Genomic DNA, 16,471 nt, shown 5'->3' on the forward strand with positions numbered 1-16,471 from the left:
GCCGCGGGTCCGGGAGGGGGTCCGGCGGGCCCGGGGCCCTGCGGCGGCACCGGAGGGGACACCGGAGGGGCCACCGGAGGGGACACGGGCCGGCCGGGGTGCCCGTTGGCCTGCGGAGGGGGCGGCCCGACCGGACGGCCGTCGGGTTGCGGGGCGCCGTGCGGCGCCGGCGGCGGCGTGGCTCCCCACGCCGGCCCGCGGGGTCCGCCGGGCGGCGGGCCCGCCTGGCTGTGCGGGCCGGGCCCGCCGTGGCCGTTGTGCCCGCCCGCGGGGTCTCCGTAGCCGTTCGACGACGCGGGCAGCGGTCCGGGGCCGGCGAGGCCGCGGCCTACGTCGCCGTACCCGTCCCCGTCGCGCAGGGGGTCACGGGGGTCCGGTCGGTGGCCGTTGCTGTACCCGCCGACGTCGCCGTACCCGCCGACGTCGCCGTACGCGGCGTCGCCGCCGGCGGGGCGGTCGGAGCCGCTCCAGCCCGACGAGCCGTACGGCGCCGACCCGCCGAGGCCGGGCGCGGGGACGTCGCCGTAGGGATCGGCGAGGTGCTCGTCGTCGTCCGGGCGGGCGTGCGCCCCCCGTCCGCCCCAGGCGTCGGACGCGTCCGTACGAGTCGTCTCGCCGCCCGTTCCGTGGTTCCGGAACGGGGGCCCGCCTGGCTCCTGGGGACGCACGCGTGACAGGTTAGGAGACCGGGTCGCGTCGGCTCAGGAAGCCGGCGTGGTCTCGCGCTTCTCGCGGATCTTCGCGGCCTTGCCGCGGCGCTCACGGAGGTAGTACAGCTTCGCGCGGCGGACGTCACCGCGGGTGACGACCTCGATGTGGTCGATGTTCGGCGAGTGCACCGGGAAGGTGCGCTCCACCCCGACGCCGAAGGAGACCTTGCGGACGGTGAACGTCTCGCGCAGGCCGCCACCGTGGCGACGGATGACGACACCCTGGAAGACCTGTACACGAGAGCGTGAACCCTCGATGACCCGGACGTGCACCTTCACGGTGTCCCCGGCACGGAAGTCGGGGATGTCGGAGCGCAGCGACTTGGCGTCGAGCTCGTCCAGGGCGTTCATCGTCAGCGTCCTCGCGGTCTCACGGCCCCGGTGCCAGGGCCCGCGCGCGGGTGACCTGGCCTGCCGAGGAGAAGCGGTTCTCGGGCGGCGGGACGGCGCTCACCGACCCTGATCGGGTCGTCCGCCGTCCGCGGCAACCTCCCCAGTCTGCCATGCCGCCGCGCGGGGTCCGGGGGCCGGGTCGTACCCGCAGGCCGCGAGCACCTCGCGGTCGCGGGCGTCGAAGGCGTCGGCGCCGTGCCGGGCGACGAGCGCGTCGAGCAGGTCGGGGCGCACGGCGGCGGTGCGCTCCAGCGAGCGGTCGCGGCGCCACCGCTCGACGAGGGCGTGGTTGCCGCCGCGCAGGACCTCGGGCACCTCGAGGTCACGCCACTGCTCGGGGCGCGTGTACGCCGGAGCCTCGAGGAGACCCCCGGTACCGTCCGCGAAGCTGTCCAGCTCCGCCGACGCCGGGTTGCCGAGCACGCCCGGGACCAGCCGCGACACCGCCTCGACGACGACGAGGGCGGCGACCTCCCCGCCCGCGAGCACGTAGTCGCCCAGCGAGACCTCCTCGACCGGCATCCGGCGGCGGGCGTCGGACAGCACGCGGGCGTCGATGCCCTCGTAGCGCCCGCAGGCGAGCACCAGCCACGGCTCGGCCGCCCAGCCCGCCGCCCGGCGCTGGGTCAGCGGCGCGCCCGCCGGGGACGGCACGAGCAGGCGGGGCGCGCCCTCCCCGGACCCGGCGACCTCGTCGAGCGCGGCACCCCACACCGGCGCGGTCATGAGCATCCCGGGGCCGCCGCCGTAGGGCGAGTCGTCGACCGCCTTGTGCACGCCCGAGGCCCACCGGCGCAGGTCGTGCACGCGGACGTCGAGCAGGCCGGCCCGCCGCGCCCGGCCGACGAGGGCCTCGTCGAGCGGGGCGAGGTAGCCCGGGAAGATCGTGACGACGTCGATGCGCATCGGGCACGATCCTGCCCCTGGCACGAGCCGAGGAGGTGGCGAGGGGTGGAGCAGTTCCTGTCCTACCCGCAGGAGTGGCGCCTGCTCGCGCCGCTCGCGCTCGCGGTGGTCCTCTGCACGCTGATCGGCCTCGAGCGCGAGCTGGCGGCCAAGAGCGCGGGCCTGCGCACGCACACGCTGGTCGGCGTGGGGGCGGCGGCGTTCATGCTGATCTCGAAGTACGGGTTCAACGACCTGCTGTCGTCCCCGGACATCTCGCTGGACCCGTCGCGGGTGGCCGCACAGATCGTCTCGGGCATCGGGTTCATCGGCGGCGGTCTGATCTTCGTCCGCCGGGACGCGGTCCGCGGGCTGACGACGGCGGCCACGGTCTGGACCGCGGCCGCGGTGGGGACCGCGTGCGGCGCCGGGCTGCCGCTGCTCACCATCGGCGGCACGGTCGTCCACTACCTCGTGACCCGGGGCTACCGGCCGCTGGCCCGCCTGGTCACCCGCGCCTCGGGCGCGCCCCGCGACCTGCACCTCTCCTACACCGACGGGCGCGGGGTGCTGCGCCGCGTGCTCTCGATCTGCACCGAGCGCGGGTTCGCCGTCGCCGGCATGCACGTCGACCGGGAGGACGCGACCGACGGCGCCGGGGGCACCGAGGGCGGCACCCGCGTCGCGACGGTGACGCTGTCGCTGACCGGGCGCGGGCCGCTCGCGCCGCTGTCCGGGGAGCTCTCCGAGCTGCCCGGCGTGCTGGCGGTCCGGGTACCGGCCGAGGAGGAGTAGCTCACCCGGCATCCGCGTCGGCGCGCCCCTGCGTCGCGGTGGAGCCCGCGCGCCACCGCCATCCGCTGCCACTACTGGCCCCCGGAGAGGTCCCGCCCGCCCTGGAAGGCGCGGGAGAGCCGCGGGAGAGCACGGTGGCGCGGCCGCGGGGCAGGTCGTCGACGACCTCCGCCGCCCCCGAGCGCCCGAGGGCGTCGAGGTAGGCCCGCTCGTCGGGGTCGTCGCGGTGCAGGCGCCCGATGGTCACGGTGTCGTCGGCGCGCAGCGGCCACGGCACGGGGTCCTGCGCGACGAGCGCGAGGTGCTCGAGGGCGGCCGCGGAGTCGGTCTCGCGCAGGTCCTGCCCGTTCCACCGCACCCGGCCGGCGGTGGGCAGGTCGAGCCCGACGAGCACCGTCACCGGTCAGTCTGCGGGGTCGAGCAGGCCTTCCGGCGGATCGAGCACGAGACGCCCGCCCGCCACGTCGACCTCGGGGACGATCGCGGCGACGAAGGGCACGAGGAGCTCGCCGCCCTCGGCGCGCTCGACGGCGAGCAGCTCGCCGCCCGCGCCGTGCAGCACGGCGGTCACCGTGCCGACGGTCGTCCCGTCGGTGAGCACGGCGGTGAGCCCCTCGAGCTGGTGGTCGTGGAACTCGTCGGGGTCCTCGGGCGCCTCGGCGAGCGCGGGCGCGGTGAGCTCGGCGGTGCGCAGCGCCTCGGCCGCGTCGCGGTCGCCGACCTCCTCGACGGTGACGAGCAGGCGGTCGCCGTGGCGACGCACGGCGGCGACGGTCAGCGACCCGGTCCCGGGGACACGTCGGCCCCGCACCGACAGCACCGCACCCGGGGCGAACCGGGTGTCGACGTTGTCGGTGCGGGGCTCGACGACGAGCTCGCCGCGCAGGCCGTGGGCCCTCACGACCCGGCCGACGACACGCTCGTCGGACGGAGTGCTCACCGCGTCCTCAGCGGTCGGTGTCGACGACGTCGACACGCACGCCGCGACCGCCGATGCCGCCCACGACGGTGCGCAGGGCGGTGGCGGTCCGGCCGTTGCGACCGATCACCTTGCCGAGGTCGTCGGGGTGGACCCGGACCTCGAGGGTGCGGCCGCGGCGGTTGGTGACGAGGTCGACCGCGACCTCGTCGGGGTGGGCGACGATGCCGCGCACGAGGTGCTCGAGCGCCTCGGCGAGCTCGCTCACTCGGCCGAGCCGGAAACCTTGGCCAGCTCCTCGTTGAAGCGGGCCTGCTTGTCGACCTTCTCCGGCTGCGGCTGGAGCTTGCCCTCGGCGCCCGGGAGGCCCTTGAACTTCTGCCAGTCGCCGGTGACCTTGAGCAGGCTGTGCACCGGCTCGGTCGGGATGGCGCCGACGCCCAGCCAGTACTGCGCGCGCTCCGAGTTGATCTTGATGTCGCTCGGCTGGCTCTTGGGGTGGTACTCGCCGATCTGCTCGATGACGCGACCGTCACGGCGGTTCTTGGCGTCCGCGACCACGATGCGGTAGTGGGGCTCGCGGATCTTGCCTATGCGGGCCAGCTTGATCTTGACAGCCACTGCTCGGAGATGCTCCTCGGTCGATGGTGCTCGGGGCCGCCCGGCCGGGGGTGGTCCCCGGGGACGGCGTGCCCGCTCGTGCGCGGTCGCGCCCGCCGGTGGCGGACACGATGACCTGGCGATTGTGCCAGACCGCCCCTCAGGCGAAGGGCGCGAGGGTGACCCCGGCGTCGCGCAGCGCCTCGGCGACGCGGCGCGCCGCCGCCACGGCGTCCGGGGTGTCGCCGTGCAGGCACAGGGAGGCCGCCCGCGTGGGGAGCTCGGTGCCGTCGACGGCGACGACGACCCCCTCGGCGGCCAGCCGCCGGGCGCGCTCGACCACCGCGTCCGCGTCGGGCAGCAGCGCGCCGGGCTCGCGGCGGGGCACGAGGGTGCCCTCGCGGGTGTAGCCGCGGTCGCCGAACGCCTCGGCGTGGGCGACCAGGCCCGCCTCGGCCGCCATGGCGAGGAACCGGGAGCCCGGCAGGCCCAGGACCGGCAGGCCCGCCCGGTCCGCGGCCGCGACGACCGCGCCGGCCTGGGCGTCGTGGTGTACGACGGCGTTGTAGAGCGCGCCGTGGGGCTTGAGGTAGGCGACGTCCCCGCCGGCCGCGCGCGCGAACTCCCGCAGCGCGCCGACCTGGTAGAGCAGGTCGGCGGTCAGCTCGGCGGGGTCGACGTCGACGAACCGGCGCCCGAAGCCCGCGAGGTCGCGGTAGGAGACCTGCGCGCCGATCGTCACGCCGCGCTCGACGGCCGCCGCGCAGACCCGCTGCATCCTCAGCGGGTCGCCGGCGTGGAACCCGCAGGCCACGTTCGCGGAGGTGATCACGTCGAGGAGCGCGTCGTCGTCGGTCAGCGACCAGGTCCCGAAGCCCTCGGCGAGATCGGCGTTGAGGTCGAGGGTCGGGGTGCTCACATCCCCCAGCCTAGGACCGCCCCTCCCTTGACCTGGAGCGCACACGAAGGCGCACGCTGTCGGGGTGAGTGATCCGCGACCGACGACGGTCGGGCCGGTCGAGACCCCCGAGCAGGCCGTCGAGGAGCCCCCGGTCCGGGTCGGCCTCCTGCTGGGGGTGCTGCTCGTCGCGGTCGCCGTGGCGGTGCTCGCCAACAGCATGGTGCTCGTGCTGGTCCCCGAGATCGGCCGGGACTACACCGCCTCCCCCGGCGGGCTGGCGTGGGTGGTCACCGCCTTCTCGCTGAGCTTCGCGGTCGCCACGCCCCTCTACGGGCGGATCGCCGACGTCTTCGGCGTGCGCCGGGTGTTCGCCGCCGGCATCGCGATCTTCCTCGTCGGCTCCGTGGTCGCCGGGCTCGCGCCGACCATCGGCGTGCACCTGGTCGGGCGCGTGCTGCAGGGCCTCGGGAGCGCCGCGGTGCCCGCGCTCGGGTCGGTGGCGGTCGCGCGCTCGCTGCCGCCGGGCCGCCGCGGGTTCGGCTTCGGGATCGTCGGCACCGGTGTCGGGGCGGGCCAGGCGCTCGGGCCGCCGCTGGCGGGCTTCGTCGCCGAGCTCGCCGGCTGGCGCTGGCCGTTCCTCGGCGCCGCCCTGCTCGTCGCCCCGCTGCTCGTCATCGCGCCCCGCGTGCTGCCCGACGGCCGCCAGAGCGCCGACCCCTCGTGGCGCCAGATCGACCTCGTCGGCGGCGTGCTGCTCGGCGGCGCCGTGGGCCTCGGGCTCTTCGCGCTCACGCGCGCGCAGCAGGTGGGCCTCGCGCCGTCCTCGTGGGGCGCCGGGCTCGCCGCCCTGGCGCTCGCGGGCGGGTTCGCGGTGCGCATCCGGCGGACGCGGCGCCCGTTCGTCCCGCCGTCGCTGCTCGTCCCCGGCCCGTTCCTCACGGCCGTCGCGGTCGGCTTCCTCGCGATGTTCTGCTACCTCGGCACGATCCTGCTCGTGCCCCTGCTCGTGGCCACCGTGAACGGGCTCGGCGTCGGCCACGTGGGCCTGGTGCTGCTGCCGGGCGCGGTCGCGGTCGCCGCGCTCTCGTCGCCGGCGGGCCGGCTGTCCGACCGCCTCGGCCCGCGCCGGCTCGTCGGGATCGGCCTGACGCTGCTGCTCGCGGCCGTCGCGACGCTCTCGACCGCGGCCGGCGGGTCGGCGCTGCTCCTGTCCGGGGTGACGTTCGCCGTCGGCCTGGCCCTCGCGTCGATCACGTCGCCCCTGATCAACGCCGTGGCCGCCGCGGTGCCCTCCGAGCACGCCGGGGTCGGGCTGGGCATCTACCAGGGCGCGTTCTTCCTCGGCGGCGGGACGGGCGCGGCGGTGCTGGGCACCGTGCTCGCGGCGCGCACCGCGAGCGGCGCCGGCTCGTGGAACCCGCTGCACGACGGCGCGGGCGCTCCCTTCTCCGACGCCCTGCTGGTGATCGCCGTCGTGCTCGTCGCGGCGATCGCGCTGTCGCGGCGGCTGCCGGCGCGGACCCGGCCGTCCTCCTAGAGGGCCGTCCCGGCCCGCAGCACGAGCGTGGGCGCGCGCAGGGTGTCGGTGTCGACGCGGGGGTCCTCGACGGTGACCACCAGGTCGGCGGGCGCACCCTCCTCGAGCCCGGGCCGGCGCAGCCACGCCCGCGCGTCGCCGCACGCCGCCGCGAGCGCCCGCGCGGGCCCGAGCCCGATCCCGGACAGCGCCGCGACCTCGTCGACGATCCGCCCGTGCTCGATGCCACCCCCGGCGTCGGTGCCCGCGAACACCGGCACGCCGGCCTCGATCGCGGCGGCGATCGTGCGCGGCGCGCGGGCGTAGAGCTCGCGCATGTGGGCGCCGTAGCGGGGGAACTTGTCGCCGGCCGCGTCGGCGAACGACGGGAAGTTCTCGACGTTGATGACCGTCGGGACCAGCACCGTGCCGCGCTCGACCATCATCGCGATCGTGTCGTCGGTCAGGCCGGTGCCGTGCTCGATGCCGTCGATGCCCGCCCCGATCAGCCCGGGCAGCGCGTCCTCGCCGAAGACGTGCGCGGTGACCCGCGCCCCCTCGGCGTGGGCGGCGTCCATCGCCGCGCGCAGCACGTCGTCCGGCCACAGCGGCGCGAGGTCGCCCGCGTCGCGCTCGATCCAGTCGCCGACGAGCTTGACCCACGGGTTCGCCCGCGCGGTCTCGGCGACCGCCGCCGGCAGCTCGTCGGGCTCGAGGTCGATCGGCAGCCCGCGGATGTAGCGCTTGGGGCGGGCGAGGTGGCGCCCGGCGCGGAGGATCTCCGGCATCCGCGGGTCGTCGTCGAGCGGGCGGGTGTCGACGGGGCTGCCGCAGTCGCGGAGCAGCAGCGCGCCGCCCGCCGCGTCGGTGTGGCCCTGCTCGCGGGCCTCCTCGAGGTCGACGGGGCCGTCGGGACCGATGCCGACGTGGCAGTGCGCGTCGACCAGGCCCGGGAGGATCCAGCCGCCGTCGGCGACCGTCTCGGCGCCCGGCACCGGGTCGAGGCTGATCCGCCCCTGCTCGGTGACCCACAGCTCGCCGACGCGCTCCCCCTCCGCCGTGCCGTCGAGGAGGACACCGCGCAGGTGCAGCGGCGGGGACGGGCGCAGCGGCGACGACATGCCGCGCAGGGTAACCAGCGGACCCGGCCGCGGGTGCGCGTCCTAGGGTCGGCCCCCGTGAGCCCGGAGCCCGCCCGCGTGGAGGACGTGCACGCCCTCGCCGCCGCGATGCCGCACGTCACGAGCGTCGAGGGGCCGAAGGGCAACACCGTCTACCAGGTCGGCGGGAAGTCCTTCGTGTTCTTCCGGACGCCCCAGCCCGACGCCCGCGACCCGGGGACCGGCGAGAAGTACCCCGACGTGATCATGTTCTGGGTGGAGTCCGAGGAGGACAAGGACGCCCTCGTGCACGACCCGGCCACGCCGTTCTTCACCACGCCGCGCTTCGACGGGCACCTCTCGGTGCTCCTGCGCGCGGCCCACCTCGACCGGCTCTCGCGCGAGGAGCTCACCGAGATCGTGCAGGACGCCTGGCTGTCGCGGGCCTCGAACCGCCGGCGGGAGAAGTGGCTCGCCGGAGGGCGCTGACTACTTGCGCTTCTTCTTGTTGCCCTTCTTGCCGCCGCCGTTGCCGCGCCCGCCCCCGCCGCCGGCGTTGCCGGGGAAGCTCAGCGCGCTCGGGTCGAAGCCCGCGGGCAGCTCGTTCATGCCCGCCAGCGCCGGCGGGAGCTGGTTGAGGCCCGGGGTCTGGTAGCTGCCGACCGCGCGCTCGCCACGGTCCTGCTGCCCGGTGCTCTCCTGCGCGATGCCCGCGATCGCCGGCATCTGCTTCGGGCCCTTGCGGACGTTCTTCGCGGCCTTCGCCGCCTGGCGCTTGCCCTTGCGGCCGCCGCCCATGCCCGGCAGCCCGAACTGGCCGGCCATGTTCTTCATCATCTTGCGGGCCTCGAAGAACCGCTCGACCAGCTGGTTGACGTCGGTGACGCCGACCCCGGACCCGTTGGCGATGCGCAGCCGCCGCGACCCGTTGATGATCTTCGGGTCGGCGCGCTCGGCCGGCGTCATGCCGCGGATGATCGCCTGGACGCGGTCGAGGTGCTTCTCGTCGAGCCCGGCGAGCTGGTCCTTCATCTGGTTCGCGCCGGGCAGCATGCCCAGCACGTTCGCGATCGGACCCATCTTGCGCACGGCCATCATCTGCTCGAGGAAGTCCTCGAGGGTCAGCTCGCCGGTGCCCATCTTGGCCGCGGCGGCCTCGGCCTGGCCCTCCTCGAAGGCCTGCTCGGCCTGCTCGATGAGGGTGAGCACGTCGCCCATGCCGAGGATGCGCGAGGCCATCCGGTCGGGGTGGAAGACGTCGAACTCGTCGAGCTTCTCGCCGTTGGACGCGAAGAGGATCGGCTCGCCGGTGACCTCGCGGACCGACAGCGCGGCGCCGCCGCGGGCGTCGCCGTCGAGCTTGGTGAGCACGACGCCGGAGAAGCCGACGCCGTCGCGGAACGCCTCGGCGGTGGTGACCGCGTCCTGGCCGACCATGGCGTCGAGGACGAACAGCGTCTCGTCGGGGCTGACGGCGTCGCGGATGTCCGCGGCCTGGCGCATCAGCTCCTCGTCGACACCGAGGCGGCCGGCGGTGTCGACGACGAGCACGTCGTACTGGCGGCTGCGCGCGTCGGCGACGGCGCGGCGGGCGACGTCGACCGGGTCGCCGACGCCGTTGCCCGGCTCGGGCGCGAAGACCTCGACCCCGGCGCGCTCGCCGACGATCTGGAGCTGGTTGACGGCGTTGGGGCGCTGCAGGTCGCAGGCCGCGAGCATCGGGGTGTGGCCCTGGCTCTTGAGCCAGAACGCGAGCTTGCCGGCCAGGGTCGTCTTGCCGGAGCCCTGGAGACCGGCGAGCATGATCACGGTCGGCGGCGTCTTCGCGAAGCGCAGGCGCCGGGTCTCGCCGCCGAGGATGCCGACGAGCTCCTCGTTGACGATCTTGACGACCTGCTGCGCCGGGTTGAGCGCCTCGGAGACCTCGGCGCCGCGCGCCCGCTCCTTGACCTGCTTGACGAACCCGCGCACCACGGGCAGGGCGACGTCGGCCTCGAGCAGCGCGATGCGGATCTCGCGACACGTCGTGTCGATGTCGGTCTCGGAGAGCCGACCCTTCCCGCGCAGGTCGGACAGGACCGACGTGAGGCGGTCGGACAGGGCGTCGAACACGGCGCTCGCACTCCTCGAGGTGTCGCTGGCGGCGCAGGCGGGCCCCGGCACGACATCACCGCGGGCGAACCCCCAGCCTAACGGTCGCGCCGTGTCGGGCGGTCCCAGGCCGCCTCAGGCCGGCTCAGGCCGTCGGATACCGCTCCGGCGCCGCGAGCCCGCTGGTGGCCGCGGCCAGCACGACCTCCTCGACCCGCTGCCGGCGCTCGGGGTCGAGGACCTCGTGCTCGGCGGTCTCCAGGCAGAAGGCGTCGAGCACCGAGCTGCCCAGCGTCGAGACCCGCGCCCACCGCACGTCGAGACCCTCGGCCTCGAGCGCCGCGGCGACGCGGTGCAGCAGCCCGATCCGGTCGCCGGTGCGCAGCTCGAGCACCACGGCCCCGGTGGCCTCGTCGTCGAACCACAGCACGCGGCTCGGAGCCGGGGCGGGCCCCGGGCGGTCGTAGTCGCGCTCCTTGGCCTCGAGGCGCGCGGGCAGGTCGAGCGAGCCGCGCAGCACCCGCACGAGGTCCTCGCGGATCAGCGACGCCTCGGGCAGGCGCCCGAAGCGCGGCGAGACGGTGAAGGCGTCGACGGCGACGCCGTCGTGCTCGCCGAGGTCGGCGGTGTGGACCTGCAGCGAGTGCAGCGCCAGCACCCCCGCGGCGCGGGAGAGCAGGCCGGGGCGGTCCGGCGCGGCGACCGTCATCGTGATCGTGGTCAGCTCGCCGTCGCCGGACACCGACACCTCCGGGCGGCCGCTGGCGGCCACGGTCTCGGCGAGCCCCAGGGCCTCCGCCGACAGGGTCGACGGCCCGGGCGTCGGCTCGCCGGCCATCACGACGCGGCAGCGCCGGACGAGGTCGCCCATCAGCGTCGCCCGCCACGGCGTCCACACCCCCGGGCCGGTGCCCAGCGAGTCGGCCTCGGCGAGGGCGTGCAGCAGCTCGAGCAGGACCGGGTCGGCGCCGAGGGTCTCCACGACGCGCTCCACCGTCGCCGGGTCCTCCGGGTCGCGGCGCGACGCGGTGTGGGGCAGCAGCAGGTGGTGGCGCACCATCGCCGCGAGGAGGTCGACGTCGGCGGGCCAGAGCCCCAGTCGCTTGCCGAGGTGGGTGGCGAGACGTTCGCCGACCACCGAGTGGTCCTCGTCGCGCCCCTTGCCGATGTCGTGCACGAGCGCGCCGAGCAGCAGCAGGTCGGGCCGCGAGACGCGCGTCGTCAGCTCCGCGGCGCGGCGGGTGACCTCGACGAGGTGGCGGTCGACGGTCCACACGTGCTGGCGGTCGCGCGGGGGCAGGTCGCGCACCGCGCCCCACTCGGGGAACAGCCGCCCCCACAGGCCCGTGCGGTCGAGGGCCTCGATGACGTCGACCGTGCCCTCGCCGGCGCCGAGCAGCGCCAGCAGCTCGGAGAGCGCCGCCCGCGGCCACGGCTCGCGCAGCTCGGGGGCCACGTCGGCGAGCCGGTGCAGGGTGCTCGCGGCGATCGGCAGCCGGGTGCGGGCCGCCGTCGCGGCGAGGCGCAGGACCAGCGCCGGGTCGCGGGAGACCTGAGCGTCGCGGGCGAGGACCACCTCGCCGCCGTGCTCGACGACGCCGTCGTCGAGCGGGCGGCGCGCCGGCGCGCGGCGCAGCGCGGCCAGGCCCCGGCGCGGCAGGGCGGCGCGCGCCGAGCGCAGGGCGGCGTCGGTGGCGAACACGACCGTGCGGGCGGCGCCGGAGAGGGCCCGCGCGAGGTCGAAGCGGTCGGTGACGCCGAGCTCGTTCGCGGCGGCGGCGACCACCTCGTGCGCGTCCTCGGCCTGCATCACGTCGCGGGCCCGCCCGGCGCGGCGGTGCAGCTCCACGCGCAGGTCGAGCATGAGGCGCCGGGCGTCCTGGACGTCGACGGTGGGCCGGTCCACGAGCTGCGCGGCGGCCAGCGCGTCGAGCAGCTGGACGTCGCGCAGCCCCCCGTGGCCGTTCTTGAGGTCGGGCTCGATGCGGTGCGCGACCTCGCCGGAGCGGGCCCAGCGCGTCCCGGTGGACGCGACCAGGTCGTCGAAGCGGTTGCGGATGCCGGCGCGCCAGGCCTGGCGGGCGGTGGCGGCGAGGCGCTCGGCCAGCTCCGGGTCGCCGGCCAGGTAGCGGACCTCGAGCAGGCCCAGGGCCACGCGCAGGTCGGTGGTGGCGACCTCGACGGCCTCGCCGACGGTGCGCACCGAGTGGTCCAGCCCGATGCCCGCGTCCCACAGCGGGTACCAGAGCGAGTCGGCCACCCGGGAGATCTGGTCGCGACCGCCGTGCTTCCCGTCGTGGACGAGCACGAGGTCGAGATCGGAGTACGGCGCGAACTCCCGGCGGCCCAGGGCGCCGACCGCGACGAGCGCCGAGCCCTCCCCCACCCCGACCGCCGCCGCCCGCGACGAGAGCCAGAAGTCGTGCAGCTCGACCAGCGCCTCGCGCAGCGCGGCGGGGCCGAGCCGGCGCGCGCCCGGCGGCGGGTCGAGCAGCGCGGCGCGGGCGCGGACGAGGTCCACGGCGTCGCCGTTCGTCGTCCCGCGCTCGTCGTCGAGGCTCGACGGTCCCCCGTCGATCCCGCCGTTCCACTCCGCGTCCGCCACGGCCATCGGCCCGCGTCCCCTCTCGCTGGTGCCCGGGACGACGACGCCGGGTCCCCACGTCGCGGGGACCCGGCGTCGTCGTGGTGCCTGAACTGCAGGGCAGCCCTAGAGCGCGTCGGCCCCGCGCTCGCCGGTGCGCACGCGCACCACGGTCTCGACCGGGGTCACCCAGACCTTGCCGTCACCGATCTTGCCGGTGCGGGCGGTCTCGGCGATCGCGTCGACGACCTTCTCCGCGGCGGTGTCGTCGGTGACGACCTCGATGCGGACCTTCGGCACGAAGTCCACGGAGTACTCCGCACCCCGGTAGACCTCGGTGTGGCCCTTCTGGCGGCCGTAGCCCTGGACCTCGCTGACGGTCATGCCCAGGACCCCGAGCTGCTCCAGGGCACCCTTGACGTCCTCCAGCACGAACGGCTTGATGATCGCCGTCACCATCTTCATCTCGCTCAGCCCTCCTTCCCTGCGGTCGCGGTGACCTGCGTCGCGGAGGACAGCGTCGAGTGCGAGGACCCGAATCCGCCACCCCCGCTGCGCAGGCTGGAGAAGTCGTAGCCCGACTCGGCGTGCTCACCCTCGTCGATGCCCGCGGCCTCGCTGTCGTCCTCCACCCGCAGGCCCATGACGGCCTTGATGATCAGAGCGATGATCGCCGTGACGATGCCGCTGTAGGCGATGACCGCGACGGCCGCGATCGCCTGGATGCCGAGCTGGCCCCAGCCGCCGCCGTAGAACACGCCCGCGGCCGCCGCCGGGGAGCCGTCCCAGGCGAAGAAGCCGATGAGCAGCGTGCCGACGATGCCGCCGACGAGGTGGACGCCGACCACGTCGAACGAGTCGTCGAAGCCCAGGCGGTACTTCAGGCCGACGCCGTAGGCGCAGGCGATGCCGGCGATGAAGCCGATGGCCATGGCGCCCAGCGGGGTGACCGCCGCGCAGGCCGGGGTGATGGCGACCAGACCGGCCACGATGCCCGAGGCGGCGCCCAGCGAGGTGGCCTTGCCGTCACGGATCTGCTCGATGATCAGCCAGCCGCAGATCGCGGTGCAGGTGGCGACGACGGTGTTGAGGAACGCGTACGCGGCGGAGTAGTTCGCGACCGCGGCCGAACCGGCGTTGAACCCGAACCAGCCGAACCACAGCAGACCGGCACCGAGCATGACCATCGTGAGGTTGTGCGGGCGCATGGCCTCGCGCGGCCAGCCGCGGCGGCGGCCCAGGACGATGCAGAGCACGAGCGCGGCCGTACCGGCGTTGATGTGGACCGCCGTCCCACCGGCGAAGTCGACCGCACCGATGCCGTTGGCGATCCAGCCGGCGTCGAGGTCGAACACCCAGTGGGCGATCGGGAAGTACACCAGCGTCGCCCAGAGGATGGAGAAGACCATCCACGAGTTGAACTTCATGCGGTCCGCAGCGGCGCCCGCGATCAGACCCACCGTGAGGATCGCGAACATGGCCTGGAAGGCCACGAAGGCGATGTCGGGCAGGCCGTCGGTCTGCACCGTCTCGGACAGCAGGCTCGAGAGCATGAAGTACTGGCCCGGGTTGCCGAGCAGGCCACCGCCGACGTCGTCACCGAACGACATCGAGTAGCCGAAGATGACCCACAGCACGCCCACCGTGGCGAAGGTGCTGAAGACCATCATCATCATGTTGAGGACGCTCTTCGAGCGCGCCTGGCCGCCGTAGAACAGCGCCAGGCCCGGCGTCATGAGCAGGACCAGCGCGGTGCTGGTCAACATCCAGGCGATCGTTCCGCTGTCGAGTTCCACGGCCAGCAGCTTCCCTTCTCGCGGGCACCGATTTCGAAGAGCGAGAATGCGCAGGCCGTGTTTCCGATGGGGGCGCGCTTCGTTTCGCGGCAGTTAACAGCCCGCCCGCGGATGTCACCATCATGTTTCGCGACCGGCGTGACCGGGCGGCGTGAGACCTGCGTCATGACGGTGCGCGATGATCGCCTGCTCCATCGGCGGACAGCACCAGGCAGAAGGGGTTGCCGTCGGGGTCGAGGAAGACCCGGAAGGTCGTCCCCGGCTGGTGGGCCGTCTTCGTCGCGCCGGCCGCGAGGACGGCCGCCTCGCCCGCGTCGAGGTCGTCGACCTCCACGTCGAGGTGGAACTGCAGCGCCCCCTCCTCGGGCCACGCCGGCGCGCGCCGGGCGGGGGCGAGCTGGAAGGCCAGGGTCGGCCCGCCGCCGCCGTCGAGCTCGATCCAGTCGTCGTCGGTGGCGGACTCGTCGATCGGCAGCCCGACGAGCGTCGCGTAGAACTGCGCGAGGGCCCGGGGGTCGGGGCTGTCGATGGCGGTCAGCTGCAGGCGCGCGATGCCGGACATGGCGCGCACGGTAGGGACGCCCCCCGACAGCGCTACTTGAGCAGCGCGTCCACGAACGCCCCGGGCTCGAACGGCGCGAGGTCGTCAGGGCCCTCGCCGAGGCCCACGAGCTTCACCGGCACGCCCAGCTCGCGCTGCACCTGGAAGACGATGCCGCCCTTGGCGGTGCCGTCGAGCTTGGTGAGCACGACGCCGGTGACGTCGACGACCTCGCTGAACACCCGCGCCTGGGTCAGCCCGTTCTGGCCGGTGGTGGCGTCGAGGACCAGGAGGACCTCGTCGACCTCGGCCTGGCGCTCGACGACCCGCTTGACCTTGCCGAGCTCGTCCATCAGGCCGGTCTTGGTGTGCAGCCGCCCGGCGGTGTCGAGCAGCACCGCGTCCACGCCGGACTCCGTGCCGCGCCTGACCGCGTCGAACGCGACGCTCGCGGGGTCGGCGCCCTCCTTGCCGCGCACCGTCTCGGCGCCGGCGCGCTCGCCCCACGTCGCGAGCTGCTCGGCCGCGGCGGCGCGGAAGGTGTCGGCGGCCCCCAGGAGCACGACGTGGCCGTCGGCGACGAGGACGCGGGCGAGCTTGCCGGTGGTCGTGGTCTTGCCGGTGCCGTTGACGCCGGCGACGAGCACCACCGCGGGGCGCCCGTCGTGGGCGAGCGCGCGCACGGAGCGCTCCATGTCCGGGCCCAGCGACTCGACCAGCACCTCGCGCAGCAGCTCGCGGGCCTGGTCGGCGGTGCGCACGCCGCGGGTGGCGATGCGCTCACGGAGCTTGCCGACGATCTCCTGCGTGGTCGCGGAGCCGAGGTCGGCCAGGAGCAGGGTGTCCTCGACCTCCTCCCACGAGTCCTCGTCGAGGTCCCCGGCGCCGAGCAGCCCCAGCAGGCCCTGCCCGAGCGTCGACCGCGAGCGCCCCAGCCGGCCGCGCAGACGCTCGAGGCGGCCCTCGGCGGACGGGATCTCCTCGGGCGGCGCGGCGGGCGCCACGGTCGTCCCCGTCGACGGGGCGACGGTCTCGGTCGTGTCCTCGGTGGTGGTGCCGGCGGGGGCCGGGGCGGCGGGGGTCTCCGGCTCCGGCGCCACCTGCTCGGCGGTCTCGGGCTCGGCGGCCTCCGGCGGGGCCGTGGCCTGCGGGCCGGCGGCGACGTCGGGGAACGCCGGCGTGCCGGGGCCTGTGGCGGCGGTGTCGGGCTCGGGTGCCGCGGGCTCGGCGGGCTCGGCGGGTGCCGCGGGCTCGGCGGGCTCGGCGGGCTCGGCGGGCTCGGCGGGCGCGGTCGCCGGCGGGGCCCCGGCCGCGCCGGGCGGGGCCGTGCCCTGCGGGCCGCCGGCCTCCGGGCGCTCGGCCGGCTCGCTCGGTTCGGGCTCCGGCTGCGGTTCGGGCTGCGGCTCGGGGCGCGGTGGCGCGAGCGTCGAGCTGCCGCCACTGCCCGCGCTGAAGCTGAACCCGCCGCCCGCCTGGTACGAGCCCTTCGTCGGCTTGGCCGGCTCCTCCTGCTCCTCGGCGAGCGAGACCTGGCGGCGCCGGCGCAGGTAGAGCCCGACGCCCAGCACGATGAGCAGGACGACGACCACGGCGACGACCACGATCGTGGCGATCAGCCCGGTCGACAGCGTGCCCGCGCC

General features: G+C 75.5%; 16 protein-coding genes and 1 pseudogene. 3 read left to right on the forward strand and 14 right to left on the reverse strand.

Annotated features, from left to right (window positions below; all coding sequences use genetic code 11):
* Positions 1-701: 701 nt before the first annotated feature.
* Positions 702-1,061, reverse strand: coding sequence for a 50S ribosomal protein L19 (gene rplS / locus PHK61_RS22230; protein WP_116706340.1), 360 nt, complete (start codon positions 1,059-1,061; stop codon positions 702-704).
* 99 nt (positions 1,062-1,160) lie between these two features.
* On the reverse strand, positions 1,161-2,009 hold the full coding sequence (gene trmD, locus PHK61_RS22235) for a tRNA (guanosine(37)-N1)-methyltransferase TrmD (RefSeq protein ID WP_274283200.1): 849 nt from the start codon (positions 2,007-2,009) through the stop codon (positions 1,161-1,163).
* A 45-nt stretch (positions 2,010-2,054) separates the two neighbouring features.
* On the opposite strand from trmD, the gene PHK61_RS22240 reads away from it, so the two are divergent.
* Positions 2,055-2,783: an MgtC/SapB family protein gene (locus PHK61_RS22240; RefSeq protein ID WP_274283201.1), complete on the forward strand. Its 729-nt coding sequence runs from the start codon at positions 2,055-2,057 to the stop codon at positions 2,781-2,783.
* A gap of 1 nt (position 2,784) precedes the next feature.
* On the opposite strand, the gene PHK61_RS22245 is transcribed toward PHK61_RS22240, so the two are convergent.
* From PHK61_RS22245 to PHK61_RS22265, 5 genes and pseudogenes are all read right to left on the reverse strand, one after another.
* On the reverse strand, positions 2,785-3,183 hold the full coding sequence (locus PHK61_RS22245; RefSeq protein ID WP_274283202.1) for a hypothetical protein: 399 nt from the start codon (positions 3,181-3,183) through the stop codon (positions 2,785-2,787).
* Positions 3,184-3,186: 3 nt separating this feature from the next.
* Positions 3,187-3,723, reverse strand: a complete 537-nt coding sequence (gene rimM / locus PHK61_RS22250) for a ribosome maturation factor RimM (protein ID WP_274283203.1) — start codon at positions 3,721-3,723, stop codon at positions 3,187-3,189.
* 7 nt (positions 3,724-3,730) lie between these two features.
* Positions 3,731-3,970, reverse strand: coding sequence for an RNA-binding protein (locus PHK61_RS22255; protein ID WP_133824910.1), 240 nt, complete (start codon positions 3,968-3,970; stop codon positions 3,731-3,733).
* Positions 3,971-3,990: 20 nt separating this feature from the next.
* Positions 3,991-4,323, reverse strand: a pseudogene (gene rpsP, locus PHK61_RS22260) (30S ribosomal protein S16); the annotation flags it as partial.
* Between the two features lie 139 nt (positions 4,324-4,462).
* Positions 4,463-5,221: a LamB/YcsF family protein gene (locus PHK61_RS22265; protein WP_274283204.1), complete on the reverse strand. Its 759-nt coding sequence runs from the start codon at positions 5,219-5,221 to the stop codon at positions 4,463-4,465.
* Between the two features lie 64 nt (positions 5,222-5,285).
* Here PHK61_RS22265 and PHK61_RS22270 point away from each other — a divergent pair, with 64 nt between their 5' ends.
* On the forward strand, positions 5,286-6,740 hold the full coding sequence (locus tag PHK61_RS22270) for an MFS transporter (RefSeq protein ID WP_274283205.1): 1,455 nt from the start codon (positions 5,286-5,288) through the stop codon (positions 6,738-6,740).
* On the opposite strand, the gene PHK61_RS22275 is transcribed toward PHK61_RS22270, so the two are convergent.
* Positions 6,737-7,840 carry an amidohydrolase family protein gene (locus tag PHK61_RS22275; protein WP_274283206.1) on the reverse strand — a complete coding sequence of 368 codons (1,104 nt, stop codon included), beginning with the start codon at positions 7,838-7,840 and terminating at the stop codon, positions 6,737-6,739. The two genes, PHK61_RS22270 and PHK61_RS22275, sit on opposite strands and share 4 nt — an antisense overlap.
* 57 nt (positions 7,841-7,897) lie before the next feature.
* Here PHK61_RS22275 and PHK61_RS22280 point away from each other — a divergent pair, with 57 nt between their 5' ends.
* Entirely contained in the window at positions 7,898-8,308 is a 411-nt protein-coding gene (locus PHK61_RS22280; RefSeq protein ID WP_274283207.1) for an MmcQ/YjbR family DNA-binding protein, read from the forward strand.
* On the opposite strand, the gene ffh is transcribed toward PHK61_RS22280, so the two are convergent.
* The 6 genes from ffh to ftsY all read right to left on the reverse strand — a co-directional run bounded on the left by ffh (position 8,309) and on the right by ftsY (position 16,432).
* Positions 8,309-9,931 (reverse strand): signal recognition particle protein, encoded by a 1,623-nt coding sequence (gene ffh / locus PHK61_RS22285; RefSeq protein WP_274283208.1) that lies wholly within the window; start codon positions 9,929-9,931, stop codon positions 8,309-8,311.
* A 124-nt stretch (positions 9,932-10,055) separates the two neighbouring features.
* A complete protein-coding gene (locus tag PHK61_RS22290; protein ID WP_274283209.1) occupies positions 10,056-12,521 on the reverse strand; it encodes a [protein-PII] uridylyltransferase in 2,466 nt (821 codons plus the stop codon).
* Positions 12,522-12,620: 99 nt separating this feature from the next.
* Positions 12,621-12,959 carry a P-II family nitrogen regulator gene (locus PHK61_RS22295; RefSeq protein ID WP_133824904.1) on the reverse strand — a complete coding sequence of 113 codons (339 nt, stop codon included), beginning with the start codon at positions 12,957-12,959 and terminating at the stop codon, positions 12,621-12,623.
* A 5-nt stretch (positions 12,960-12,964) separates the two neighbouring features.
* Entirely contained in the window at positions 12,965-14,260 is a 1,296-nt protein-coding gene (locus tag PHK61_RS22300; RefSeq protein ID WP_274283310.1) for an ammonium transporter, read from the reverse strand.
* Between the two features lie 193 nt (positions 14,261-14,453).
* A complete protein-coding gene (locus PHK61_RS22305; RefSeq protein ID WP_274283210.1) occupies positions 14,454-14,852 on the reverse strand; it encodes a VOC family protein in 399 nt (132 codons plus the stop codon).
* A gap of 32 nt (positions 14,853-14,884) precedes the next feature.
* Positions 14,885-16,432, reverse strand: a complete 1,548-nt coding sequence (ftsY, locus tag PHK61_RS22310; protein ID WP_420791432.1) for a signal recognition particle-docking protein FtsY — start codon at positions 16,430-16,432, stop codon at positions 14,885-14,887.
* Between the last annotated feature and the right edge of the window lie 39 nt (positions 16,433-16,471).

This window comes from Actinomycetospora lutea (assembly GCF_028737205.1).
Lineage (GTDB): Bacteria > Actinomycetota > Actinomycetes > Mycobacteriales > Pseudonocardiaceae > Actinomycetospora > Actinomycetospora lutea.